24 protein-coding genes are annotated in these 25,321 nt (G+C 69.9%); 14 read left to right on the forward strand and 10 right to left on the reverse strand.

Annotated features, from left to right (window positions below; genetic code table 11):
• The first annotated feature begins 138 nt into the window (after nucleotides 1–138).
• From IEY14_RS07440 to IEY14_RS07505, 14 genes are all read left to right on the forward strand, one after another.
• Complete coding sequence (locus IEY14_RS07440; RefSeq protein ID WP_188907592.1) at nucleotides 139–726, forward strand: GNAT family N-acetyltransferase; 588 nt, start codon at nucleotides 139–141, stop codon at nucleotides 724–726.
• Nucleotides 720–1,256, forward strand: coding sequence for a DUF3833 family protein (locus IEY14_RS07445; protein ID WP_188907593.1), 537 nt, complete (start codon nucleotides 720–722; stop codon nucleotides 1,254–1,256). Before IEY14_RS07440 ends, IEY14_RS07445 begins: the two co-directional genes overlap by 7 nt.
• Nucleotides 1,257–1,300: 44 nt before the next feature.
• The gene (gene obgE / locus IEY14_RS07450) at nucleotides 1,301–2,356 is read left to right on the forward strand and encodes a GTPase ObgE (RefSeq protein WP_188907594.1); all 1,056 of its coding nucleotides are present in this window, start codon (nucleotides 1,301–1,303) and stop codon (nucleotides 2,354–2,356) included.
• Nucleotides 2,353–3,501, forward strand: a complete 1,149-nt coding sequence (gene proB, locus IEY14_RS07455) for a glutamate 5-kinase (protein ID WP_188907595.1) — start codon at nucleotides 2,353–2,355, stop codon at nucleotides 3,499–3,501. Before obgE ends, proB begins: the two co-directional genes overlap by 4 nt.
• Nucleotides 3,498–4,778, forward strand: a complete 1,281-nt coding sequence (locus IEY14_RS07460; protein ID WP_373288934.1) for a glutamate-5-semialdehyde dehydrogenase — start codon at nucleotides 3,498–3,500, stop codon at nucleotides 4,776–4,778. The genes proB and IEY14_RS07460 overlap by 4 nt, the downstream gene beginning before the upstream one ends.
• Nucleotides 4,779–4,910: 132 nt before the next feature.
• Nucleotides 4,911–5,543: a nicotinate-nucleotide adenylyltransferase gene (locus IEY14_RS07465; protein ID WP_244639378.1), complete on the forward strand. Its 633-nt coding sequence runs from the start codon at nucleotides 4,911–4,913 to the stop codon at nucleotides 5,541–5,543.
• Nucleotides 5,544–5,610: 67 nt separating this feature from the next.
• Nucleotides 5,611–6,087: a ribosome silencing factor gene (gene rsfS, locus IEY14_RS07470; protein WP_373288947.1), complete on the forward strand. Its 477-nt coding sequence runs from the start codon at nucleotides 5,611–5,613 to the stop codon at nucleotides 6,085–6,087.
• Between the two features lie 133 nt (nucleotides 6,088–6,220).
• Nucleotides 6,221–6,703: a 23S rRNA (pseudouridine(1915)-N(3))-methyltransferase RlmH gene (gene rlmH / locus IEY14_RS07475; protein ID WP_188907597.1), complete on the forward strand. Its 483-nt coding sequence runs from the start codon at nucleotides 6,221–6,223 to the stop codon at nucleotides 6,701–6,703.
• A 231-nt stretch (nucleotides 6,704–6,934) separates the two neighbouring features.
• The gene (locus IEY14_RS07480) at nucleotides 6,935–8,440 is read left to right on the forward strand and encodes a murein hydrolase activator EnvC family protein (RefSeq protein ID WP_244639379.1); all 1,506 of its coding nucleotides are present in this window, start codon (nucleotides 6,935–6,937) and stop codon (nucleotides 8,438–8,440) included.
• Nucleotides 8,430–9,773, forward strand: coding sequence for a S41 family peptidase (locus IEY14_RS07485; protein WP_188907599.1), 1,344 nt, complete (start codon nucleotides 8,430–8,432; stop codon nucleotides 9,771–9,773). The genes IEY14_RS07480 and IEY14_RS07485 overlap by 11 nt, the downstream gene beginning before the upstream one ends.
• 996 nt (nucleotides 9,774–10,769) lie before the next feature.
• Nucleotides 10,770–11,966 carry a divergent polysaccharide deacetylase family protein gene (locus IEY14_RS07490; RefSeq protein WP_244639380.1) on the forward strand — a complete coding sequence of 399 codons (1,197 nt, stop codon included), beginning with the start codon at nucleotides 10,770–10,772 and terminating at the stop codon, nucleotides 11,964–11,966.
• Nucleotides 11,967–12,056: 90 nt separating this feature from the next.
• Entirely contained in the window at nucleotides 12,057–13,457 is a 1,401-nt protein-coding gene (locus IEY14_RS07495; RefSeq protein WP_210318306.1) for an MFS transporter, read from the forward strand.
• Nucleotides 13,458–13,512: 55 nt separating this feature from the next.
• Entirely contained in the window at nucleotides 13,513–14,781 is a 1,269-nt protein-coding gene (locus tag IEY14_RS07500; RefSeq protein WP_188907600.1) for an arsenic transporter, read from the forward strand.
• Between the two features lie 73 nt (nucleotides 14,782–14,854).
• Nucleotides 14,855–15,373, forward strand: a complete 519-nt coding sequence (locus tag IEY14_RS07505; protein WP_188907601.1) for an RNA pyrophosphohydrolase — start codon at nucleotides 14,855–14,857, stop codon at nucleotides 15,371–15,373.
• Between the two features lie 84 nt (nucleotides 15,374–15,457).
• On the opposite strand, the gene IEY14_RS07510 is transcribed toward IEY14_RS07505, so the two are convergent.
• The 10 genes from IEY14_RS07510 to IEY14_RS07555 form a co-directional block, all read right to left on the reverse strand.
• Nucleotides 15,458–15,865, reverse strand: coding sequence for a hypothetical protein (locus tag IEY14_RS07510; RefSeq protein WP_188907602.1), 408 nt, complete (start codon nucleotides 15,863–15,865; stop codon nucleotides 15,458–15,460).
• 194 nt (nucleotides 15,866–16,059) lie between these two features.
• Nucleotides 16,060–16,464 carry a F0F1 ATP synthase subunit epsilon gene (locus IEY14_RS07515; protein ID WP_188907603.1) on the reverse strand — a complete coding sequence of 135 codons (405 nt, stop codon included), beginning with the start codon at nucleotides 16,462–16,464 and terminating at the stop codon, nucleotides 16,060–16,062.
• On the reverse strand, nucleotides 16,457–16,654 hold the full coding sequence (locus IEY14_RS07520; protein WP_188907604.1) for an eL24 family ribosomal protein: 198 nt from the start codon (nucleotides 16,652–16,654) through the stop codon (nucleotides 16,457–16,459). The genes IEY14_RS07515 and IEY14_RS07520 overlap by 8 nt, the downstream gene beginning before the upstream one ends.
• Before the next feature lie 3 nt (nucleotides 16,655–16,657).
• Complete coding sequence (gene atpD, locus IEY14_RS07525) at nucleotides 16,658–18,127, reverse strand: F0F1 ATP synthase subunit beta (protein ID WP_280515028.1); 1,470 nt, start codon at nucleotides 18,125–18,127, stop codon at nucleotides 16,658–16,660.
• A gap of 23 nt (nucleotides 18,128–18,150) precedes the next feature.
• A complete protein-coding gene (locus tag IEY14_RS07530; protein WP_188907605.1) occupies nucleotides 18,151–19,029 on the reverse strand; it encodes a F0F1 ATP synthase subunit gamma in 879 nt (292 codons plus the stop codon).
• A gap of 33 nt (nucleotides 19,030–19,062) precedes the next feature.
• Nucleotides 19,063–20,592: a F0F1 ATP synthase subunit alpha gene (gene atpA, locus IEY14_RS07535; protein ID WP_188907606.1), complete on the reverse strand. Its 1,530-nt coding sequence runs from the start codon at nucleotides 20,590–20,592 to the stop codon at nucleotides 19,063–19,065.
• Entirely contained in the window at nucleotides 20,592–21,152 is a 561-nt protein-coding gene (locus IEY14_RS07540; RefSeq protein ID WP_188908101.1) for a F0F1 ATP synthase subunit delta, read from the reverse strand. The genes atpA and IEY14_RS07540 overlap by 1 nt, the downstream gene beginning before the upstream one ends.
• Nucleotides 21,153–21,366: 214 nt before the next feature.
• The gene (locus IEY14_RS07545; protein WP_188907607.1) at nucleotides 21,367–21,765 is read right to left on the reverse strand and encodes an AGROH133_08824 family phage infection protein; all 399 of its coding nucleotides are present in this window, start codon (nucleotides 21,763–21,765) and stop codon (nucleotides 21,367–21,369) included.
• An 84-nt stretch (nucleotides 21,766–21,849) separates the two neighbouring features.
• Nucleotides 21,850–22,977 (reverse strand): acyltransferase family protein, encoded by a 1,128-nt coding sequence (locus tag IEY14_RS07550; protein ID WP_188907608.1) that lies wholly within the window; start codon nucleotides 22,975–22,977, stop codon nucleotides 21,850–21,852.
• A 132-nt stretch (nucleotides 22,978–23,109) separates the two neighbouring features.
• Nucleotides 23,110–25,299 (reverse strand): primosomal protein N', encoded by a 2,190-nt coding sequence (locus tag IEY14_RS07555; protein WP_188907609.1) that lies wholly within the window; start codon nucleotides 25,297–25,299, stop codon nucleotides 23,110–23,112.
• Nucleotides 25,300–25,321: the final 22 nt, after the last annotated feature.

Genomic DNA, 25,321 nt, shown 5'->3' on the forward strand with positions numbered 1-25,321 from the left:
AGCTTCCCGAGCACCGGTGTCCCGACGACCCGGTGCCTAAGAGGCGGACCCGAACGAGGGTTGTGATCTCCGAAAGGTGCGAAAAGGGGAGGAGGGGCGCCTTCTCCCCTTTCTCGTTGCCCCTGAGAGACCGCAGCCATGAGACACGACCTCGACGATCTGGCGGAAGATCCGCTCGAACCTCTCTCGACGCCGCGGCTGCGGCTGCGCGCGCCGCTGGCCGCCGATCTGCCGCGCATCGCCGAACTCGCCAATGACCGGGGCGTCGCCGAGATGCTGGCGCGCGTGCCCCATCCCTATACGCTGGAGGATGCCGAGGATTTCCTCGCCATCGCCGAGGGCAGCGTCGTCTTCGCGGTGGCGCTCGCCGCCAGCGACGAATTCATCGGCGTCTGCGGCCTGCGGCCGACGGAGCGCGCTCGCACGGCCGATCTCGGCTATTGGCTCGGCCGGCCCCATTGGGGGCGCGGCTATGCCACCGAGGCGGCGCAGGCCGTCGTCGATCTCGCCTTTCGCCAGGGCGGCATGGACTGCGTCCTCGCCGGCTGCCGCGCCATCAACGGGCGGTCGCGGCGCGTCCTGGAGAAATGCGGCTTCCAGTATCGCGGCACGAGCACCTTCGTCTCGCTCGCGGCCGGGCGCGTCGCCGGCGAGCAGTTCGGCCTCGACCGCCGCACCTGGGAATCCTTGAAGGCCTGGGGCCGTCTCGGGGCGGAAGCATGCTGAGGCGCGGCGGCGGGCGGGCGTTTCTCGCCGCCTTCGGCATCCTCGTCGGATCGGCGGCGCAGGCGGCGGATTTCGATCCGCTCAGCTTCTTCGCCGGTCGCGCGACGAGCGAGGGTACGGTGACGACCGCTCTCGTCTTCACCGAGCCGTTCACGGCGACCTTCGAGGGACGGGTTTCGAAGGGGAAGCTGGTGCTCGACGAGCGCTTCCGGTTTCCGGAAGGCGAGCGGCTGCAGCGCTGGCATCTCCGGGCGGCGGGCTTCGAGCGCTATGTCGGCACGGTGGAGACGGCCGGAGCGTCCGGCGCGCTCCACGCGCCCGTGCCGGTGACGGGGCGCATCGAAGCCGGCCGGCTGCGGCTCGACTATCGCGGCTATGCGCCGGGCGGCGACACGCTTCTGACCTTCCGGCACCGCATCGCGCTGCGGCCGGACGGGACGGCCGAGAACCGGGTTCGGGTCTCGACATTCGGCCTGCCGCTCGCCACCTCGCGAGTGGTGTTTCGCAAGGTGCCACGGGGCACGAAATGAGTTAGGTAAAGGCGCGGCGGCAACGCCGGCGGGATGTTGCGACGATGAAATTCCTCGACCAGGCGAAGGTCTATATCCGCTCCGGCGATGGCGGGGCCGGCTCGGTTTCGTTCCGGCGCGAGAAGTTCATCGAGTTCGGCGGGCCGGATGGCGGCGATGGCGGACGCGGCGGCGACGTCTTCGTCGAGGCCGTCTCGGGTCTCAACACGCTGATCGACTATCGCTATCAGCAGCATTACCGCGCCAAGACCGGCATGCACGGCATGGGCCGCAACCGCACCGGCGCCAAGGGCGCCGATGTCACGCTGAAGGTGCCGGCCGGCACGCAGGTCTTCGCCGAGGACAACGAGACGCTGATCTGCGATCTCACCGAAATCGGTCAGCGCGAGCGCATCGCCGCCGGCGGCAATGGCGGTTTCGGCAACGCCTATTTCCGCTCCTCGGTGAACCAGGCGCCGCGCCGCGCCAATCCCGGCCTCGAAGGCGAGGAACTGACGATCTGGCTGCGGCTGAAGCTCATCGCCGATGCCGGCGTCGTCGGCCAGCCGAATGCCGGCAAGTCCACCTTTCTCGCTTCCGTCACGGCGGCGCGGCCGAAGATCGCCGACTATCCCTTCACCACGCTCCATCCCAATCTCGGCGTCGCGACGGTCGACGCGCAGGAATTCGTCCTCGCCGACATTCCCGGCCTGATCGAGGGCGCGCATGAAGGCGTCGGCATCGGCGACCGTTTCCTCGGCCATGTCGAGCGCACCCGCGTGCTGCTCCATCTCGTCGCCGCGACGGAGGCGGACGTGGCGAATGCCTATCGCGTCGTGCGCGGCGAGCTCGAAGCCTATGGCGCGGGCCTCGGCGAGAAGCCCGAGATCGTCGCCCTGTCGCAGACCGACGTGCTCGATCCCGAGACGAAATCCGAGAAGCTGCGCGAACTGGCCTCGGCCGCCGGCGGTCCGGTCCATGCGCTGTCCGCCGTCAGCCGCGAGGGCATGACCGACGTGCTGCGCGCCTTGCGCGACGCGATCGCCCGCGAGAAGCAGACGGAAGAGGCGCCGGAGCCCGATCCGCGCTGGGAGCCGGCGGCGGCGGAGCGCGGGCGGTGACGGCGGAAGCCGCACTGCGCGGCGCCCGCCGCGTCGTCGTCAAGATCGGCTCGGCCTTGCTGGTCGACCGGGCGAGCGGTCTGAAGCGCGACTGGCTGGCGAGCCTCGTCGCCGACGTCGCCCGGCTGGCGGCCGAGGGGCGGGAAGTCCTCCTCGTCTCCTCCGGCGCCATCGCGCTCGGCCGCAGCGTCCTGAAGCTGCCCGGCGGTCTCCTGCGCCTGGAAGAGAGCCAGGCGGCGGCGGCGGTCGGCCAGATCGCGCTGGCGAAGGCCTATGCCGATATCCTGGAGCCGCACGGCATCGTCGCCGGCCAGATCCTCCTCACCCTCGGCGACACGGAAGAGCGGCGCCGCTATCTGAACGCCCGCGCGACGATCGGCACCCTGCTGCAATTCGGCGCCGTGCCGGTGATCAACGAGAACGACACGGTGGCGACGGCCGAGATCCGCTATGGCGACAACGACCGGCTGGCGGCGCGCGTCGCGGCGATGATGTCGGCCGATCTTCTGGTGCTCCTGTCGGATATCGACGGTCTCTATACGGCGCCGCCGGCGCTTGACCCCGAGGCCCGGCACATCCCGCTCGTCGAGCGCATCACGCCCGAGATCGAGGCGATGGCGGGCGCGGCGGCCTCCGAATATTCGCGCGGCGGCATGCGCACCAAGATCGATGCCGGCAAGATCGCCACCGATGCCGGCGTCGCGATGATCATCACCCAGGGCCAGCGCCTGTCGCCGCTCGGCGCCGTCCTGTCCGGCGCCCCGGCGACGCTGTTCCGCCCGACGGCCAGCCCGGTCATGGCGAGGAAACGCTGGATCGCCGGCCATCTCAACGCCGCCGGCCGTCTCGTCGTCGATCGCGGCGCGGTGCGGGCGCTGCGCTCCGGCAAGAGCCTCCTGCCGGCCGGGGTGCGCAAGGTGGAAGGCGAGTTCGGGCGCGGCGACGCGATCCTGGTGCTGGACGAGGAAGGGCTGGAGATCGCGCGCGGCCTCGTATCCTACGATGCGGGCGAGGCGCGCGCCATCATGGGCCTGCGCTCCACCGCCATCGAGGCGGTGCTCGGGCGCGGCACGCGCAGCTGCATGATCCATCGCGACGATCTCGTGGTGGCGCGCCATTTCGATGCGGCGGAGGAGGCCGCATGAGCATGCTGGACATGGTGGACAAGGTCGAGGCGCTGATGATGGATCTGGGCGCCCGCGCCCGGCTCGCCGCCCGCGCGCTGGCGACGGCGCCGACCGAGGCGAAGGACGCGGCGCTCCGCGCGATGGCGGCGGCCGTCGCGGCGGACCTGCCGGCGATCCTTGCCGCCAATGCCGAGGATCTCGCCCGCGCCCGTGAAGCGGGCCTCGCCCCCTCCTTCATCGATCGGCTGACGCTGACAGAAACGCGCGTCGCCGCGATCGCCGAGGCGCTGCGCGAGGTGGCGACGCTCCCCGATCCCGTCGGCGCCACGATCGCCGACTGGCAGCGGCCGAACGGGTTGCGCATCCGCCGCGTCCGCACGCCGCTCGGCGTCGTCGGCGTGATCTACGAGAGCCGGCCGAACGTCACCGCCGATGCCGGCGCGCTCTGCCTGAAGGCCGGCAATGCCGTGATCCTGCGCGGCGGCTCGGATTCGGCGAAATCCTCGGCGGCGATCCATGCGAGCCTGCAGAAGGGCCTCGCCGCGGCCGGTCTGCCGGTCGACGCGATCCAGCTCGTGCATGTCAGCGACCGGGCGGCGGTCGGGCACATGCTCGCCGGCCTCGGCGGCGCGGTGGACGTGATCGTGCCGCGCGGCGGTCGCAGCCTGGTCGAGCGGGTGCAGGCGGAAGCGCGCGTGCCGGTCTTCGCCCATCTCGAAGGCCTCTGCCATCTCTATGTCGACGGCGCCGCCGATCTCGGCATGGCCGTCTCGCTCGCGGTGAACGCCAAGATGCGCCGCACCGGCATCTGCGGCGCGGCCGAGACGCTGCTGGTCGATCGCGCCTGCGCCGCCACGCATCTGGCGCCGATCCTGGCGGCGCTGGCCGAGGCGGGCTGCGAGATCCGGGGCGACGCGGACACGCGCGATCTCTATCCGCAGGCCTTGTCCGCGAGCGAGGCGGACTGGCGGACGGAATATCTCGACGCGATCCTCTCCGTCGCGGTGGTCGACGGCGTCGAGGGCGCCATCCGGCATATCGAGCGCTACTCGTCCCACCACACCGAGGCGATCGTCACCGAGGACGCGGCGGCGGCCGAGCGCTTCCTCAACGGCATCGACTCGGCGATCCTCCTCCACAATGCCTCGACGCAATTCGCCGATGGCGGCGAGTTCGGCTTCGGCGGCGAGATCGGCATCGCCACCGGCAAGATGCATGCGCGCGGCCCGGTCGGCGTCGAGCAGCTGACGAGCTTCAACTACCGGGTCCTCGGCACCGGCCAGACGCGGCCGTGAGCGGCGTTTCGTCCCGCGACAAGGCCGGCCGTCGGGTGTCGTCTTCCGGGTCGGGCGAGGGGCCGGCGAGGAGGGACGTGGCCGCGCGGCGGCGGCAGGTCGCGGACACGCGCTGATGGCGGCAAGATCGTGATGAGGGACGCTGCGTCGCTCGCGCCGGACCCCTCCCTGCGCATGCCGCTCGCGCTGCCGGGAATGCGGATCGGCCTATTCGGCGGTTCCTTCGATCCGCCCCATCCCGGCCATCGGCTCGTCGCGGAGACGGCGATGCGGCGGCTGGAACTCGACCGGCTCTGGTGGCTCGTCTCGCCCGGCAATCCGCTGAAGCGGCATGATGGGCTGCGCCCCCTCGCCGAGCGGCTCGCCGCCTCGCGCGCGCTGATGCCGGAGCGGCGGATCGACGTCACCGGCTTCGAGGCGGCCCATCGCCTGCGCTATACGGCCGATCTCATCCGCCTTCTCGCCCGGCGCCGGCCGCATGTCCGCTTCGTCTGGGTCATGGGCGCCGACAGCCTGCGGAGCTTCCATCTCTGGCAGGACTGGCGCGACATCCTGCGCATGGTGCCGGTCGCGGTGGTGGATCGGCCGGGCGCGACGCTGGCGGCGCTGCATTCGCCGATGGCGATCGCCTATCGCGCCGCGCGTCTGGCGGAAGCGGACGCCGCGCTGCTGCCCTTCCAGAAGACGCCGGCCTGGGTCTTCCTGCACGGGCCGCGATCGCCGCAATCCTCGACGGCGCTGCGCGCTTCATCTTCACGCAATTAAGGCGTTACTATCATTCTTTCGGGCTAGGACCGGCACCGCTTCTTGAAAGCGTCACCGTTCGGGCCCTATCTTCATCCTGTGGGAGAGGGCATCCCGCCCTTTCCCGACTCTTGAGGGAAAAGGAAACCCCCTGCTGAGAACTGCCACTCCGGCCGAAGACGCCATGCTCTCCGGTTCGACCGACGGGGACGCCGGCAAGTCCGGCTCGTCCATCGTCGCCACCGTGCTTCGCAGCCTCGATGATTCCAAGGGCGAAGACATCTTCTCCATCGATCTGACGGGCAAGTCGCCGCTCGCCGACCATATGGTCATCGTGTCGGGCCGCTCGAACCGCCATGTCACGGCCGTCGCCGACCATCTCCTGCGCGACCTGAAGGATGCCGGCTACGGCAACTGCCGCGTCGAGGGGCTGCAATCGGGCGACTGGGTGCTGATCGACGCCGGGGATGTCATCATCCACGTCTTCCGCCCCGAGGTCCGCGCCTTCTACAATCTGGAGAAGATGTGGTCCGTCGGCGAGGCGAAGGACGGCACCCTCCACTGAACGGGCCTTCGCCAGGTCGCGCGGATGGGCCGGTCCGGCCCCCGCGCGGCCTCGTTCCGCCCTTGTGCCCGCTCCGCCGAGACGCTAGCCGAGCGCTGCGTCTTTCGGAGGAGCGGGTCATGGAGCGCGACGCATGCGGGTGACGGTCGCGGCGGTCGGCCGGATGAAGGCCGGGCTGGAGCGTGAACTGGCGCAGCGCTATTTCGACCGGCTGGCCAAGGCCGGCGGCGCGATCGGGCTCGACTATGCGGGTCTCCTGGAGGAGACGGAGTCGCGCGCCCAGACGGTGGCCGAGCGCAAGCGCGACGAGGCCGGGCGCCTCCTCGCCGCCCTGCCGGACAAGGCGGCGCTCTGCCTTCTCGACGAGACCGGCAAGACCTTTTCCTCGGAGGAGTTCGCCAACCGCCTCGCCACGATCCGCGACGAGGGCCAGCGCGATCTCGCCATTCTGATCGGCGGCCCGGACGGGCTCGATCCTGAACTGCGCGCCAGGGCGCGCCTCGTCGTCGCCTTCGGCGCCATGACCTGGCCGCACCAGATCGTCCGCATCCTTCTCGCCGAACAGCTCTACCGCGCCGCGACCATCCTCTCCGGCCACCCCTATCACCGCGCCTGACCGGCCGGCCTGTGGCTCGCCGGCCACGCCCGGCCCGCTATTTTCGTCGTTTCGCGCGTCGGCCATGCCCCGGCCATGCTCAGCCCCGATCAAGCCACACGCGCTCCGATAGGCCTGGGCAAAAGGTTGAGCGCTTGTTAACGAGAAGGCGCTAAGCGAAGGCAAGGAAGGCGCGCGGCGCCGGCCGAGGCCGATCGGCGCATGGCGGCGCGGCGTCTTCGCGAAAGGATTTTGGGTTCGTTGCGAAACGGCGGGGCAGGGCGGGCGCGAGGCCCAGGCAGGGAGTGGGTCCGCCGCTCGCTGGCCTGTCTCGCGCTTCTGTCGCTCCTGCCGCCCCTCGCGCGGGCCGAGGACCTGCCGGTGGTGCCGGTCGTCGCCGCGCCCGAGGCCGAGCGGAGCGCCGCCATCCAGGCGGAACGGGTGCGCACCGCCGACCAGCTCGCCGCCCTGTCGGCCACCATCTCGCTGACCAAGGACGGCATCGCCAAGCTCGATGCCGAGATCGCCGCGCTCGCCTCCGACCGCGACCGCCTGCGCCAGGCGATGATCGAGGCGGCCGCCGCGCAGAAGGCGCTGGCCCGCGACGTCGCCGAGACCGAGCGCCGCATCGATGCTCTGGCAGGCGACGAGGCAGGGCTGAAGGCCTCGCTCCGGGCGCGGCGCGGCCTTCTCGCCGAGGTGCTGGCGGCGCTGGAGCGCATGGGGCGCAAGCCGCCGCCGGCCCTGCTCGTCAAGCCGGACGATGCCCTCGGCTCGGTCCGCAGCGCCATCCTGCTCGGCGCCGTCGTGCCGGGCATCCGCTCCGAAACCGAGAAGCTCCTCGGCGATCTGACGCAGCTCGCCTCGGTGAAGACCGAGATCGCCGCCGAGAAGGCGCGCTATGTCGCGAGCCTCACCCAGCAGCGCCAGGAGGAGGAGCGGCTCGCCCGCCTCTTCGCCGAGAAGGAGAAGCTGGAGGAGGGGAGCCGCGACCGCCGCGCGGCGGAGGAGAAGCGCGCCGCCGAACTCGCCGCGCAGGCGACGAATCTCCAGGAGCTGATCGCCGCGCTCGACCGCGACGCGGCGAGCGCCCGCGCCGCCGAGGAGGCCGCCCGCCGCAAGGCGGAGGCGCTCGCCAAGGCCGAGGCCCTGGCGAAGGCCGAGGCGGCCAAGCCGCTTTCGCCCGACGAGCGGGACGGCGACCGGCCCGTCGCCGAAACGCCTCCCGCCGGGACGGCTCCGGAGGCCGAGCCCGGCTACGACGTCGCGTCACTTCGCCGTGACATGGCGCGCATCGCCCCCTCCGCCCCATTTTCGACACTGAAGAACCGTCTGTCGCCTCCGGTGGCCGGCGAGGTCGCGACGGCGTTCGGGGCGAGCGACGGGATCGGGCGGCCGAGCGCCGGCATGGTCTTCCTGGCCAAGCCCGGCGACGTGGTGACGGCGCCGGCGGACGGACAGGTGCTCTATGCCGGACCTTTCCGCTCCTACGGGCAGCTATTGATCCTTGACGCCGGCGACGGCTATCATGTTGTTCTGGCGGGCATGAGCCGCTCGGATGTCGAGGTTGGGCAAAGCGTCTTGGCCGGGGAGCCCGTGGCCGTGATGGGGGCCCGCAGGGTCGCCAGCGCATCGGGTGCCGAGTTCGAGGCGAGCGAGCCCTCGCTTTACGTGGAATTTCGCAAGGACGGGAAACCGGTCGATCCGTCGCCATGGTGGGCGGGACGGCCTTCGGGAAGGACCAGGAATGATACGTAAGCTCTCGCTTCTCTTCGCCGGGGCGTTGATGGGCGCGACGGCGATGACGGTGATCGTCGGCCAGCAGGCCGGCGTCGCCAACGCCGCCGGGTCCGACACCTATCGCCAGCTCGCCATCTTCGGCGACGTCTTCGAGCGCGTCCGCGCCCAATATGTCTCGGTGCCGGACGACCAGAAGCTGGTCGAGACGGCCATCAACGGCATGCTCACCTCGCTCGATCCGCATTCGAGCTACATGAACGCCAAGGAAGCGGCGGACATGCGCACCGAGACGCGCGGCCAGTTCGGCGGCCTCGGCATCGAGGTGACGATGCAGGACGAGCTGGTGAAGGTCGTCTCGCCCTTCGAAGGCACGCCGGCCGACAAGGCGGGCATCCTCGCCGGCGATCTCATCGCCGAGATCAATGGCGAGCAGGTGCGCGGCCTGACCCTCTCCGAGGCGGTGGAGAAGATGAAGGGCGATATCGGCTCGTCCGTCACGCTGACCATCGTGCGCGACGGCGCCACCAAGCCGCTGCGCATCTCGCTGAAGCGCGACGAGATCAAGGTGCCCTCCGTCCGCCACGAGGTGAAGGACGATGTCGGCTATATCAAGCTGCTGAAGTTCAACGAGCAGACCACCGTCGGCATGGAAGAGGCCATCGCCGACATCGAGAAGAAGGTCCCGGCCGACAAGCTGAAGGGCTTCGTGCTCGACCTGCGCCGCAATCCGGGCGGCTTGCTCGACGAGGCGGTCTCGGTTTCCGACGCCTTCCTCGAATCCGGCGAGATCGTCTCCACCCGGGGCCGCAACCCGGAGGAGACCCGCCGCTACAATGCCCGCTCCGGCGACGACATCCACGGCAAGCCGCTGGTCGTGCTCGTCAATGGCGGCTCGGCCTCGGCCTCGGAGATCGTGGCCGGCGCGCTGCAGGACCAGCGCCGCGCGACGGTCGTCGGCACGCGCTCTTTCGGCAAGGGCTCGGTGCAGACCATCATCCCGCTCGGCGGCAACGGCGCCCTGCGCCTGACGACGGCGCTCTACTACACGCCGTCCGGCCGCTCGATCCAGGGTCGCGGCATCGATCCGGACATCGCGGTCGAACAGCCGCTGCCGGACGACATCAAGAAGCAGATGGGCCTCGATTCCAACGACGAGGTGACGCGCGGCGAATCCTCGCTGCGCGGCCATATCACCGGCAAGGAAGAGAATGCCGAGGGCTCGGGCTCGCTCGACTACGTGCCGCCGGACGCCAAGGACGACATCCAGCTGAACTACGCGCTGGACCTCCTGCGCGGCGTGAAGACCGACGCCGCCTTCCCGCCGAAGTCGGAAAAGCGCGCCGCCAACTAAGGGCCGCTTTCTCCGCAGCATCCGAAAGCCCCGGCGGGTCCGTCCCGCCGGGGCTTTTTTATCGGCACGACCGTCGTGCCGCGTCCCCTCTCCCGAGCCGGGAGAGGGTGCCGGCAGGCGGGTGAGGGAGCCGTGGGGCGCGGGCGTCGCCGCCGGACAGCGAAACTGCTCTGCGGCCGAAACGCGGATCGCGAAGCGCCCGTTATTCCCTCATCCGCCTGCCGGCACCTTCTCCCGACTCTGGAGAAGGAGGACGCTGCACGGCCTTTGCCTCCTTCGTAAAGAAGCGGTCGAAGCTGCCAAGTCGGTCGACGGACGAGCGCCCTTCCTCTCCCCTGCGGGGAGAGGGTGGCCGCGAAGCGGCCGGGTGAGGGGCATGGGGCGGTGGAGAATGACCAAGGCGGCTCGGCTTCGCCGACCCCTCATCGCCTCCCGGCACTTCTCCCCGCAGGGGAGAAGAAGGCGGTGGCGCGGCTTCGTCCCGGCCGACACCGCAGAAGCAGCCGATCCGAACGCCCGGCGGCGGCGCCACCGCGTCCCTCTCCCGAGCCGGGAGAGGGTGCCGGCAGGCGGGTGAGGGAGACGTAGGGCACAGACGATGACATTCGCCATGGGGTGCGGATGTCGGCGCTCTATGGCTCCCTCATCCCGCTGCCGCGACCTTCTCCCGACTCGGGAGAAGGAGGAGGCTTTGCGACCTTCGCCTTCCTTGGCGCCGAAGAAGCAGAATGACGGCAGAAGGAAGGGCGCCCTTCCTCTCCCCAGCGGGGAGAGGGTGGCCGCGAAGCGGCCGGGTGAGGGGCCTGCGGCGGTGGAGAATGACCAAGGCGGCTCGGCTCCGCCGACCCCTCATCGCCTGCCGGCACTTCTCCCCGCAGGGGAGAAGAAGGCGACCGCAACGACGGTGCGATCCTCTCTGCCGGACGACAATCCAGCGCGGCAAAACGAAAGTCCGGTCGAGCCACGCTCCAGCCTCGTCTTCTAGGCTTCGGCCCGATGGACGATCTTTACCGACCGCTCGGCCTCGACAGTCCCCACCGCGCCTGGCGCCTGCCGGCGGTGAGGCTGGATCGGCTTGTTCTGATGCTGGCGGTCGGCGGCATCCTCGGCGGCTCCGCCGCGATCAGTCTCGACCGGCCGGTGCTGCGCCAGGTCGATGTCTTCGCGGAACAGGCGGAGCGCGAGGCGGCGGCCGAGATGGCGGCCGCGCTGCCTTCGCCGCCGGAGCCGGCCGTCAAAGCCGCGCCGCTCCAGCCGCTCGGGCGCAGCAGCGCGCCGGAGGACAGCGCCGACCCGAACCTGCCGACGGTCAGCTATCCGCCGAACCTTTCCGGCGACTACGGCCGGCTCGTGCCGGTGCGCGACCCGGGCTCCCTGCGCCAGGCGCCGGGCGAGGCCGACAAGGTGGACGAGGCGCTGACCGAGCCCGGCGAGGAAGGCCCGCTGCCGGTCCGCGCCGCCGATGGCCGCCGGCCCTTCGACGTCTATCAGGCCGAGCCGGCCTCCGATCGCGGCACGCGCATCGCCATCGTCGTCGGCGGGCTCGGCATCAGCCAGACCGGCACGATGCGGGCGGTGGAGCAATTGCCGCCGGCCGTGACGCTCGCCTTCGCCGCCGCCGGCAACAGCCTGGACCGCTGGATGCGGCAGGCCCGCCGGAGCGGCCACGAATTGCTGCTGCAATTGCCGATGGAGCCCACCGGCTATCCCGACGTCTCGCCCGGCGCCCATACGCTGACCGCGAAGGACGCGGCCGGCCGTCGCTGGCGTGATCTCGACTGGTCGCTCGGCCGCCTGACGAACTATGTCGGCGTCATGAACTATATGGGCGCGCGCCTGACGGGCGACGCCGAGGCGATGCCGGCTCTCGCCACCGAACTCGCCCGGCGCGGGCTCCTTTATCTCGACGACGGCACCTCGGCCCGCAGCCTCGCCCGCGACGCGGCGAAGCAGGCGGGGGCGGTCTATGCCGGCGCCGACATCCTGCTCGACGCCCAGCAGGACCCGGACTCGATCCGCCGCCGCCTTGATGCGCTGGAGCGGACGGCGCGGGCCGGCGGGCGGGCGATCGGCGTCGCCTCGGCCTTCGAGAGTTCCATCGCCACGCTCGGGGCCTGGATCCGCGAGGCGGAGGGGCGCGGCATCGTCATCGTCCCCGTCTCGGCCCTTGCCGACGATCCCGAGGCACGATGACGGGATCGCCTCGGGAACCATCCTGCCACTGAGCATATTCTAGGCGCGGTGGCGCGCCCCGTCGTGGCGCCCGACGGGACGAGGCGTCAGATGAGCACGGTGGCGATGGACCTTCCGGCCAAGGCCGGAACGGCGCGATCGAGGTCGGTCAAGGCGCTCGGCGCCGTCAATTTCTTTCTCGCCGACGTGCGCGACGGCCTTGGTCCCTTTCTCGGCATCTTCCTCGTCGGCCAGGGCTGGGACACGGCCTCCATCGGTCTGGTGATGACCATCGGCGGCATCGCCGGCATGCTGGCGACGACCCCGCTCGGCGCGCTGGCCGATGCTTCGAAGGCGAAGCGCTTCATGGTCGGCTTCTGCGCGGCGCTGACCATCGTCGCCTCGCTCGCCATCCTGTTCATCCCGAGTTTCGCCTTCGTCGCCGCCTCGCAGATCGCGACCGGCATCGCCGGCGCGGCGATCGGCCCGGCCCTTGCCGGCCTGACGCTCGGCCTCGTCGGCCAGAAGGGGCTCAGCCATCAGCTCGGCCGCAACGAGGCCTGGAACCATGGCGGCAATGTCGTCGCGGCGGCGGGCGCCGGCTTCTTCGGCTATGAATTCGGCCTCACCGCCGTCTTCATCCTGATGACGCTGATGGCAGCCGGCTCGATCGTCGCGGTGCTGACCATCCGCGCCGAGGATATAGACCACGACGTGGCGCGCGGCCTAGAGCGCAAGGGCGGCGAGGAGAAGGAGGCGCCGTCCGGCTTCAGCGTGCTCTGGCGCTCGACGCCGCTCCTGATCCTCGCGGCGACGCTGATGCTCTTCCATTTCGGCAACGGCGCCATGCTGCCGCTGCTCGGCCAGCAGGTGGCGGCGGAGGCGAAGGCGGGCGACGAGGCCGCCGATCCGCTGACCGCCAGCGGCAATGCCGCCGCGAGCGACGCGGCCGCGCCGACGACCATCGGCCCGACGGCCGCCGCGCCCGGCCAGCCGGCGGCGCAGCCGGCCCGCCAGCCCTCGACCCTCCAGCAGCTCCTGTCCGACCCGGTCTCCTACACGGCGGCGACGGTGATCATCGCGCAGCTCACCATGATTCCGGTGGCGCTGCTCGCGGCGGCCTTCGCCGGGCGGCGCGGCTATTTCCTGCTCCTTGTCGCGGCCCTCGTCGCCCTGCCGATCCGCGGCCTCATCGCCGGGCTCTGGCCGAGCCCCTATGCGCTGGTGCCGGTGCAGATGCTGGACGGCGTCGGGGCGGGCCTTCTCGGCGTCGCCGTGCCGGGCCTCGTCGCGCGGATGCTGAAGGGCACCGGCCATGTGAATGCCGGCCTCGGCGCGGTGATGACGGTGCAGAGCGTCGGCGCCTCGCTGAGCCCGGCCATCGCCGGCGCGATCGTCACTCAGTTCGGCTTCTCGACCGCCTATCTGGCGCTGGCGGGCTTTGCGGTCTGCGGTCTGGTTCTCTGGCTGATTTCCGCGCCGAAGCTCGTTTCCGCTTGCTCCGGCGAATAGGGGCGGCGAAAGCTTCCCGGTCGTCCCGCCCCGCCACGGTTTTTCCAGAGTTCCCATGTCCGTCCTGAATTCGAACGACCTCACCTGGGCGATCTGCGCCTTGGCGGTGGCGGGGGTGATCCTGCGCCCCTTCTCGGTGCCGGAATGGATCTTCGCCGTCATCGGCGCGGCCCTTCTCCCGGTCCTCGGCCTGTTGCCGCTACGCGAGGTGGGCACCGGCATCGCGTCGGGCACCGACGTCTATCTGTTTCTCGCCGGCATGATGCTGCTGGCCGAAGTGGCGCGGCGCGAAGGGCTGTTCGACTATCTCGCCGCCCATGCGGCGCGCTCCGCCAAGGGCTCGCCGCAGCGGCTTTTCGTCCTCGTCTATCTCATCGGCACGATCGTCACCGTCTTCCTGTCGAACGACGCGACGGCCGTCGTGCTGACGCCCGCCGTCGCCGCCGTCGCCCGGGCGGCCTCGGTCGCGACGCCGGTGCCTTACCTTCTCATCTGCGCCTTCGTCGCCAACGCGGCGTCCTTCGTCCTGCCGATCTCCAATCCCGCCAATCTCGTCGTCTTCGGCGAGGACATGCCGCCGCTCGGCGAATGGCTGGCGCGCTTCGCGCTGCCCTCGCTGCTCGCGATCGTCATCACCTTTCTCGCGCTGCGCTGGACGCAGCGGAACGACCTCCAGGGACGCACCAGCAGCGAGATCGCCATTCCGACCCTGTCACGGGGCGGGCGCATCGCGGCGGCCGGCCTCGTCGTCGCGGCGCTCGTGCTTCTCCTCGCTTCCGGTCTCGGCTTCGACCTCGGCTGGCCGACGGCGCTGGCCGGCGCCGCGACGGCTCTCGCCGTGGTGCTCGGCGAGCGCTCGAACCCGCTGGCCCTCGTGAAGGGCGTGTCCTGGGACACGCTTCTCCTCGTCGCCGGTCTCTTTGTCATCGTCCGCGCGCTGGAGCTCAGCGGGTTGCAGACCCTCCTGACCCGCTCGTTCGAAGGCCCGCTCAACGCCGCGCCGCAGCTTGGTGCCCTGATCGCCGGAGCGGTGGCGGCCTTTGGCTCGAATGTGACGAACAATCTGCCGCTCGGTCTCGTCGCCGGCTCCTTCACCACTTCGGCGCATCTGCCGGGGCCGGTGGTGGACTCGATCCTCATCGGCATCGATCTCGGGCCGAACCTTTCCGTCACCGGCTCGCTGGCGACGATCCTCTGGCTCTCGGCGCTGCGACGCGAGAACCTGTCCTTCGGCGCGCTGCGCTTCCTGAAGCTCGGCCTTCTCATCATGCCGGCGGCGCTGCTGCCGGCGCTCGCCGCTGTGATCCTCCAGCCCTGGCGCTGAATCCGGGCTCCGCGGTTGCCTTCGGCCGGTGCCGCGCGATAGTCCATCGCCACAACAGGAACGGATGGCCGCCATGATCGCCCCGATCGAGTTCGAGACGCTCCCCTATCGCCCCTGCGTCGGCATCATGGTGCTGAACGCCGAGAACAAGGTCTGGGTCGGCCGGCGGCTGGTCGAGCCGAAGGGCGAGATGGAGGGCGCGACGGCGCTCTGGCAGATGCCGCAGGGCGGCATCGACGAGGGCGAGGACCCGCTGCCGGCGGCCAAGCGCGAGCTCTTCGAGGAGACCGGCATCCAGAGCGTCTCGCTCATCGGCGAGAGCGAGGATTGGGTGACCTACGACCTGCCGCCGCAACTGGTCGGCATCGCGCTGAAGGGCCGCTATCGCGGCCAGCGCCAGAAATGGTTCGCCTTCCGCTTCGAGGGCGAGGAGAGCGAGATCCAGATCGACCCGCCGCCCGGTGACCACCCGGCCGAATTCGATGCCTGGGCCTGGAAGCCGATGGACGAAGTCCTGGAACTCGTGGTCCCGTTCAAGCGCGCCGTCTACGAAGTGGTGATCGGCGGCTTTCGGCGCTTCGAGCTGGTCTGACGAGGCGTTCGACGCCGTGCGGAAGTGCAGGGGCCGCGTTTGGGACGCGGCCCGTTTGGCGCGTGAGCCGCGCCGCCCGGCTGTTCAGCCGATGGTGAAGTCGATGCGCTGCAGGGTCTGGCCGTTCAACGACAGGCGGACGCGATAGGTGCCCGCCTGCCAGGCGGCGCCCGGGCGGGGGAGGGAGGCCCGCACCCGGCGGCCCACCTCGCCGACGCGCAGCGCCACCTGATCGATCCTGAAATTCGGCGGGTTGTTCGGGCCGGTGTCGAGCGCGAGCCAAGTCACGGTGACGATCGAGCCCGGCGCGACGTCGACGAGATCGGCGCGCATGAAGATTTCCGGCGTATCGAGGGCGAAGCTGCCTTGCGTCGGCGCGCCGTCCTCCGCCGTGGAAACGACGACGTTCTGGACGCTGGCCGCCTCCGCCAGGAGCGGCGCGAAGCTGACCATGGCGAAAGCCAGGAAGGCGGCGCGAAGAATGGAGCGCAAGACGGGACCTCGATCGGATGCGGTGCGGGAGTCTCAGCGCCACGCGGCGGGCGGGAGCGCCGAATCGCCGCGTCGGGCTTCCCCGTCTTCAAAGCACGCCGAATGCGACGAAACCGTGCCGTGCGGCCGCTGTCCAAAAGAAAAGGCGGGCCGAGCCCGCCTTGGTCGCCTGCGACAGGACAATGCCGCGCGGATCAGATGCCGAGCGCGGCGCGGGCATCCTTGAGGTTGGCGAGCTTGCGCTCGGCCTTGAACTTGTCGTCCGGGTTCGAAGCGTCGCGCACGTCTTCCTCGGCATCGCGGATCTGCGCGTCGAGGGCGGCGCCGTTCAGCTCTTCCACCGGCGTCGCGTGTTCGGCGAGAAGGGTGAAGCCGTCCGGTGAGATGTCGGCGAAGCCGCCCTGGACGAAGAAGCGCCGTTCCGTGCCGCTGGCGAGGGTCGCGGTGACGACGCCCGGCTTCAGCGTCGTCATCAGCGGCGCGTGGCGGGCCATGACGGTCAGATAGCCCTCGCTCGCCGGGGCGATCACCGCCGTCACGCTTTCCGAGACGAGGAGGCGTTCCGGGGAGACGAGTTCGAACGGGAAGCTGTCAGCCATGGGTCTTGGACCTGTCGAGTGCGGCCTCGAAATGCTCGACGGCCGTCTGGAACTTGTCGCGGCAGCCCGGATTGCAGAATCCGACCACCGCGCCCTTGTAGAGGGTGAGGGAATCCGGCGCGACCGGCTTCCCCGACCAGGGACAGGTCTCGTTCACGGCAGCCGCGAGGTCGAGACCCGTCTCCGTCATGGCTCAGCCCTGCGTCAGCTTCTTGGCCTTCTCGATCGCCTGATCGATCGAGCCGACCATGTAGAAGGCGGCTTCCGGCAGGTGATCGTACTCGCCCTCGACGAGGCCCTTGAAGGAGCGGATCGTGTCCTCCAGCGGCACGAGCTGGCCCGGCGAACCGGTGAAGACCTCGGCGACAAAGAAGGGCTGGGACAGGAAGCGCTCGATCTTGCGGGCGCGCGCCACCGTCAGCTTGTCCTCTTCGGACAGCTCGTCCATGCCCAGGATGGCGATGATGTCCTGCAGCGACTTGTAGCGCTGCAGCGTCGCCTGCACCTTGCGGGCCACCTCGTAATGCTCCTCGCCGAGGATCATCGGCGACAGCATGCGCGAGGTGGAATCGAGCGGATCCACCGCCGGGTAGATGCCCTTTTCCGAGATCGCCCGGTTGAGCACGGTCGTCGCGTCGAGATGGGCGAAGGAGGTCGCCGGCGCCGGGTCGGTCAGATCGTCGGCGGGCACGTAAATGGCCTGCACCGAGGTGATCGAGCCCTTGGTCGTCGTGGTGATGCGCTCCTGCATCGCGCCCATGTCGGTGGCGAGCGTCGGCTGGTAGCCCACCGCCGAGGGGATGCGGCCGAGCAACGCCGACACTTCCGAACCCGCCTGGGTGAAGCGGAAGATGTTGTCGACGAAGAACAGCACGTCCTGGCCCTGGTCGCGGAAATGTTCCGCGATGGTGAGGCCGGTCAGCGCGACGCGGGCGCGGGCACCCGGCGGCTCGTTCATCTGGCCGTAGACCAGCGCGGCCTTGGAGCCGGCGGCCGAGCCGTTGTTCTCGTGCGGGTCCTTGTTCACGCCCGACTCGATCATCTCGTGATAGAGATCGTTGCCCTCGCGGGTGCGCTCGCCGACGCCGGCGAAGACGGAATAGCCGCCATGCGCCTTCGCGACGTTGTTGATCAGTTCCTGGATCAGCACGGTCTTGCCGACGCCGGCGCCGCCGAACAGGCCGATCTTGCCGCCGCGCGCATAGGGGGCGAGGAGATCGATGACCTTGATGCCGGTGACGAGGATCTGCGATTCCGGCGACTGCTCGATATAGGGCGGAGCCGGCTGGTGGATGGCGCGCTTCGTCTCCGACTGGATCGGGCCGATCTCGTCGATCGGCTCGCCGATGACGTTCATGATGCGGCCGAGCGTGGCGTCGCCGACCGGCACCTCGATGGGCGCGCCAGTGTCGACGACTTCCTGGCCGCGCACCAGACCCTCGGAAAGATCCATGGCGATGGTGCGGACGGTGTTCTCGCCGAGATGCTGGGCGACTTCCAGCACGAGGCGATTGCCGTTGTTGTTGGTTTCGAGCGCGTTCAGGATCTCGGGCAGATGGCCGTCGAACTCGACGTCGACGACGGCGCCGATGACCTGCGCGACGCGGCCCTTCAGCTTGGAATCGGTTCCCTGGCTTTGGGACATCGTGAAGGTGTCGGACATAAGGATCGTTCCTTCCGGTCTCGTCAGAGCGCTTCCGCGCCCGCGATGATTTCGATGAGTTCGGTCGTGATCTGGGCCTGGCGCTGCCGGTTGTAGGAGATCGACAGGCGGTTGATCATGTCGCCGGCATTGCGGGTCGCATTGTCCATGGCGCTCATGCGCGCGCCCTGTTCGGAGGCGGCGTTCTCCAGAAGCGCGCGCAGGACCTGCACCTTGATGTTGCGCGGCGCGAGATCGGCGAGGATCTCGGCGGGATCCGGCTCGTATTCGTAGACGAGCGAGGGACCGCGCTGCGCGTCGGCCGCCGGCGCCTCGACGGCGGCGGGAATGACCTGCCGCGCCGTCGGGACCTGCGTGATCACGTTCTTGAATTCGGAGAAGAAGATGGTCGCGACGTCGAAGCCGCCGGCCGCGAAGCGGTCCAGCACCTTCTCGGCGATCCCCTCGGCCGTGTCGAAGCCGACCTGCTTCACGTCGCGCAGCTCGATGCGGTCGACGATCTTGCCGCCCTGGTCGCGGCGCAGCATGTCGTAGCCCTTGCGGCCGACGGTGAGGATCTCGACCTTGCGGCCCGCCGCCTCGAGGCGACGGACATGCTCGCGCACGAGGCGCACGATCTGGGCGTTGAAGCCGCCGGCAAGGCCGCGATCGGAGGTGAAGACGACGAGGAGGTGGCGATCCTCCTTGCCGGTGCCGGCCATGAGGGCCGGCGCCTCGCCTTCCGTGGCGCTCGCGATATTGGCGATGACGGAGGCCAGGCGGTCCGAATAGGGCCGCGCGGCCTCGGCCGCCTCCTGCGCCCGGCGGAGCTTGGCCGCCGCGACCATCTGCATGGCCTTGGTGATCTTCTGCGTCGCCTTCACGGAGGCGATGCGATTGCGCAGGTCCTTTAGGGACGCCATCGGCGGCTGGTCTCCGGTATCTTCGCGTCGGTCTTAGGAGAAGGACTTCGCGTAGGAGTCCAGAGCGGCCTTGAGCTTGGCGCGCGTGTCGTCCGAAAGCTGCTTCTCGCGGGCGATCGTCTCCAGGATCTCCTTGTGCTCCGTGCGGAGCGAGGCGAGGAGACCCTGTTCGAAGGCGCCGACTTGGTTGACGGCGAGCTTGTCGAGATAGCCCTGCGTGCCGGCGAAGATCACCGCCACCTGCTCTTCCGTCTTCAGGGGCGAGAACTGCGGCTGCTTCAGCAGTTCCGTCAGGCGCGCGCCGCGGTTGAGGAGGCGCTGGGTCGCGGCGTCGAGATCCGAGCCGAACTGCGCGAAGGCCGCCATCTCGCGATACTGCGCGAGCTCGCCCTTGATGGAGCCGGCGACCTGCTTCATCGCCTTGACCTGCGCGGCCGAGCCGACGCGCGACACCGAGAGGCCGACATTCACCGCCGGGCGGATGCCCTGGTAGAAGAGGTTGGTCTCGAGGAAGATCTGGCCGTCGGTGATCGAGATCACGTTGGTGGGGATATAGGCGGACACGTCGTTCGCCTGCGTCTCGATGACGGGGAGGGCGGTCAGCGAGCCGGCGCCGAGATCGTCGTTGAGCTTGGCGGCACGCTCCAGAAGGCGCGAATGCAGGTAGAACACGTCGCCCGGATAGGCCTCGCGGCCCGGCGGACGGCGCAGCAGCAGCGACATCTGGCGATAGGCGACGGCCTGCTTCGACAGGTCGTCATAGCCGATCACGGCATGCATGCCGTTGTCGCGGAAATACTCGCCCATCGCGCAGCCGGCGAAGGGGGCGATATACTGCATCGGCGCCGGGTCCGAGGCGGTGGCGGCGACGACGATCGAATATTGCAGCGCGCCGCGCTCTTCGAGCGTGCGCACGAACTGCGCCACCGTCGAGCGCTTCTGGCCGACCGCGACATAGATGCAGTAGAGCTGGTCGCCGGTGCGGCCCTCGTCATGGGCCGGCTTCTGGTTGAGGAAGGTGTCGAGCAGGATGGCGGTCTTGCCCGTCTGGCGGTCGCCGATCACCAGCTCGCGCTGGCCGCGGCCGATCGGGATCAGCGCGTCGATGGCCTTGAGGCCGGTCGACATCGGCTCGTGCACCGACTTGCGCGGGATGATGCCCGGCGCCTTCACGTCGACGCGGCGGCGCTCGGCGCCCTCGATCGGGCCCTTGCCGTCGATCGGATTGCCGAGACCGTCGACCACGCGGCCGAGCAGGCCCTTGCCGACCGGCACTTCCACGATGGCGCCGGTGCGGCGCACGGTGTCGCCTTCCTTGATGCCGCGGTCGGAGCCGAAGACCACGACGCCGACATTGTCGTGCTCGAGATTCAGCGCCATGCCGCGCACGCCGCCCGGGAACTCGACCATCTCGCCCGCCTGGACGCTGTCGAGCCCGTAGACGCGCGCGATGCCGTCACCGACGGAGAGAACCGTGCCGACCTCGGAGACTTCCGCCTGATTGCCGAAGTTCTTGATCTGATTCTTCAGGATTGCGGAGATTTCCGCGGCGCGGATTTCCATCAGCGGACCTCTTTCAGCGCGAGCTTGAGCGAATTGAGTTTGGTGCGGAGCGACGTGTCGATTTGCCGCGACCCGATCTTCACGATCAGGCCGCCGAGAATCGCCGGATCGACGGTCTCACGCATCGTTACGGTCTTCTTGGCGTAGGCGCCCAGCGTCTCGCCAAGCTCCCGACGCTGGTTGTCGTCGAGGGGCTGGGCGCTCGTCACCTCGGCCTCGACCTCGCCGCGATGGGCGGCGGCCATCTGCTGAAAGCCGCGAATCATGCCGGGCAGCGCGAAGAGCCGCCGGTTTGCCGCCACGACCTTCAGGAAATTGCCGGTGAGCGGGCTCGGCCGGCTGGACTCCACGATGGCGGAGACGGCGGCGACCTGATCCTCGGCCGAAAAGAGCGGGCTTTCGACGAAAGCCTTCAGCTCGGAATTCTCGTCGATGGCGCGACCGAACTGGGTCAGCTCCGACTCGACGCTGTCGATCTGGCCCTCGTCGCGGGCGAGTTCGAAAAGGGACAGGGCGTAGCGTTCTGCGACTCCGGAAACCGGAGAGGATGATGTAGCCACGGAGACGCGCTTCTCTTCCTGCTGCGTTCGAGCATCAGGCAGGGTGCGACTGCCAAGTGCTTGAATCGTTTGCTGATCCTCCCAGCGGACGTCGCGCCGCCGGCCATCCCTTCCTAAGGGCACGGCCCTCCTAGCATAGCCCTTTCGGCTCGACAACGCCGTAAGCTGGCTCCGCGCCAAGCTTTTGCCGCTTTCTGCGAGGCGGCACGGCCGGTCAATTGGGGATGAGGTTAAAGGCCGCCGCGAGCGGCATGGCGGCGAGCGCCAGCTGAAGAAGGAGGAGGAGGGCGTTGAGGATCGTGCCGCCCTTGTCCGACAGCATGGCGACCAGCCGGCCGAAGGCCGCAAGCGCCCAGGCGCCGCCCAGCATCAGCTGCACATAGGGCTGGTCGAAGAGCAGCATCGTCATCAGCCCGTTGCCGATATAGAAGCCGCCGATGATCGAACGCGCCTCGCCGGCGCCTTCCGGATGGAGCGGCGCCGCCTGGAGGCGCAGCGCGCGCAGGAAGGTGCGCGGCAGGAACAGGGCGAAGACGCCGATCAGCGCCGTCACCGCGCCGGCGACGAAGGGCAGCAGTTCGGCATTGGTTTCGGGCAGGGCGAGTTCCAGCATGGCGCTCTCTTCGGCAGGAGGCCGCTCCCTAGCGCGATCGCCGAATCGGGTAAACCGTCCGTTGCGCCTCGGACGGGTCTTCCGTCAGGCCGGGCGGCCGGCGGCGCGCAGCTTCGGCGCGGGGCGCGGGCGCGGATCGCGCAGGAGGCGGCCGAGCGGGCGCTCCAGAACGTACCAGCAGACGACGCCCGATGCCGTCACCAGCGCGACGAGGACGAGAACGGCCAGTTCGAAGGGCAGGATGCCGAGCCCGAGCTTCGCCATCACCTTCGCCCAGCCGGGCAGGGCGAAGACCTGGAACAGATAGATCGAATAGGAGGCGTCGCCGAGAAGGCGCAGGAGCCGGCCGCCGGCATGGCGCGGCAGCGGGCGGTCGTAGAGGGCGAGCACCACCAGCATCGCCGGAAAGCCCCAGGCGAGAAAGCGCGCCGGTCCCGCCTCGTGCGGCGGCCAGTAGACGGTGACGGCGAGCGCGAAGAGGCCGAGACCGAGAAAGGCCCGGCGCGTCAGGGGATCGAGCCGCCCGCCCGCCAGCACCCACCAGGCGATGGCGACGCCGCCGAGGAAGTCGAGCAGCAGCCAGCTCGTCAGAAAGGTGAGCGTCGGATGCGTGGGCCGCAGGATCGTGCCGGCGATGACGAGGGCGCAGAGCACGGCGCCGAGGCCGAGGAGGCCAGGTTTTCTCGGCATCAGCAGCGCGACCGCGAAGAGGCCGTAGAAGAAGAATTCGTAGTTGAGCGTCCAGCCGACGCCGAGCACCGGCGAGATCGGACCCTCCGGCGAGGGGAGGGGAAGGAAAAGGTAGGAGCCGGCGATCCAGGCGAGGTCGAGGCCGCCGCGCGGATGGCCGAAGAGGTCGGGGCCGGCGACCAGGAGCGCGACGCCGAGCGAGGTGAGGAGCCAGTAGATCGGGGCGATGCGCAAGACGCGGCGGCGTAGGAACTCGCCGACCGCGCCGGCCTTCCCGAAATCCCCGGCATGCACATAGAGCATGATGAAGCCCGAGATGACGAAGAAGATATCGACCCCGGCATCGCCGAAGGTCCATTGATTGCCGCGCATCGTCAGAAAGAGCGAGCCGCCCGCCTTGTCGGGAAAGGTGACGGAGATCCGGGTGATCGAATGGATGAAGACGACGGCGAGGGCGGCCAGGGCGCGGAGCAGCTGAATGCCCTCGAGCCTGCCGGCCGAGGCTGATCCGCTGGGTTTCATCGCGCTGCTCCCGGTGGCTCGGCACTCCGACTGACGCTGTCAATAATCATAGGTGGTGGTGAAGAGTCAAAGGCAAAGGGGGCGGGATTACTCAAGCGATTTCAGCTTGAGATTAATAAAATCATAAGTGTCCTAAAGGAAGCTTTGGGGGTCGACGTCGATCTGCACTTGCACGGTGCCGCGCGGTGCCGGCGCCGTGGCGAGCATCGCACGCAGGAAGCCCTGAATGCGGGCCTGCCGGGTGCCGAGCACCAGCAGGCGGTAGCGGTGGCGCCCGCGCACCAGCGCGAGCGGCGCCTCGGCGGGTCCAAGCACCTCGATGCCCGCATCCTGCGGCGCGGCGCGGCGCAGCGCCCGCGCATGGATCTCGGCCTCGCGCTTGGCGTCGGCGGAGACGATCACCGCCGCCAGCCGGCCGAAGGGCGGCAGGCCGGCCCGCTCGCGCTCCAGCGTCTCGCGCTCGTAGAAGGCGCCGGCCGAACCGCTGGCGATCGCCTGCATCACCGGATGCTCCGGCTGATAGGTCTGGATCAGGCCGCGGCTCGGCAGGCCGGAGCGCCCGGCGCGGCCCGTCACCTGATGCAGCAGCTGGAAGGTGCGCTCGGCGGCGCGGGGATCGCCGTTCGACAGTCCGAGATCGGCATCGACGGCGCCGACCAGCGTCATCTTCGGAAAATGGTGGCCCTTGGCGACGAGCTGCGTGCCGATGACGATATCGGCCTCGCCCTCGGCGATGGCGTCGAGCTCGCGGCGCAGGCGGCGCGGCCCGCCGGCGAGGTCGGAGGACAGAAGAATGGTGCGCGCGTCCGGGAAGGTCTCCAGCATCTCCTCGGCGATGCGCTCGACCCCCGGCCCGCAGGCGACGAGATGGTCGAGCGTGCCGCAGGCCGGACAGGCTTCGGGGCGCGGCCGCGAGAAGCCGCAATGATGGCACTGAAGCTGGCCGCGCAAGCGGTGATCGACTAGCCAGGCCGAGCAGTCGGCGCATTCGAAGCGATGGCCGCAGGAGCGGCAGAGCGTCAGCGGCGCGTAGCCGCGCCGGTTGAGGAAGAGAAGGGCCTGTTCGCCGCGCAGGACGGTCTCGCGGATAGCCGTCCGCAGCACCGGCGAGACGAAGCAGCCGCGCTCCGGCGGATGGCTGCGCATGTCGACGAGGGCGAGGTCCGGCAGCGCCGCCTCCCGGAAGCGCGCGCCGAGCCGGACATGGCCGTAGCGGCCCGCGGCGGCATTCACCCGCGTTTCCAGCGAGGGCGTCGCGGAGGCGAGCATGACCGGAAAGCCGCCGATATGGCCGCGCACCACCGCCATGTCGCGCGCGTGGTAGAAGGTGCGGTCCTCCTGCTTGTAGGCGGGGTCGTGCTCCTCGTCGACGACGAGGAGGCCGAGCTCGCGGAACGGCAGGAACAGCGAGGAACGCGCGCCGGCGACGACGCGCACCTGGCCGTCCGCCACCTGCCGCCAGACCTTCTCGCGCGTCTTCGGCGGCAGGTCCGAATGCCATTGCGCCGGCTCCGTGCCGAAGCGGGCCTGGAAGCGGTCGATGAAGGCCTGGGTCAGCGCGATCTCGGGCAGGAGGATGAGCACCTGCTGGCCCGCTTCGAGCGCCGCCGCCACCGCCTCGAAATAGACTTCCGTCTTGCCCGAGCCGGTGACGCCTTCGAGCAGCGTCACCGAGAAGCCGCCGGCCTTCGCCGTCGCGCCGAGAGTCTCGGCGGCCGCGCGCTGGCTGTCGGACAGCGCGGCGCGGCCGTGCCGGAGGTCCGGCGGCGCGACGACGGGCGGCGGCGGCAGGCGCACCGCGCGAAAGGCGCCGAGCTTCACCAGCCCGTCGACGACGGAGGCCGTGACCCCCGCCGCGCGCGCCAGGCCCGGCCGCGACCAGGCCTCCGCCTCGGCGGCCGTGTCGAGCACGCGGGCGCGCGCCGCCGTCAGCTTGTCCGGGCGCGTTCCGGTCGGCTCCAGGCCCTCGATCCAGGGTTCGGGGTCGAAGGCGGTCGGCGCGCGCAGCGCCATGCGCACCACGAGGCCGGGCGGCGAGATCGTATAGTCCGACACCCAGTCGATGAAGCGGCGCATGTCGGGCGTCAGCGGCGGGCAGTCGAAGACATGGGTGATCGCCCGGAGCTTCTTCGGGTCGATCGCCTCCGGCGGCAGGGCCTCGTCCCAGACGACGCCCGCGACCTGCCGGGGCCCGAGCGGCACCTGGACGATGGAGCCGGGCTCCACCGCCATGCCCTCCGGCACGACATAGGAATAGGGGCGATCGGTCGGCAGCGGCACGAGCACGGGCACGACGCGCGCCGGCCCGAACAGGTCCTCCATGATCGATGGTTCGTGTCGCTCG

Origin of the sequence: Aureimonas endophytica (genome assembly GCF_014642635.1) — a bacterium.
In the GTDB taxonomy this organism is placed as follows: domain Bacteria; phylum Pseudomonadota; class Alphaproteobacteria; order Rhizobiales; family Rhizobiaceae; genus Plantimonas; species Plantimonas endophytica.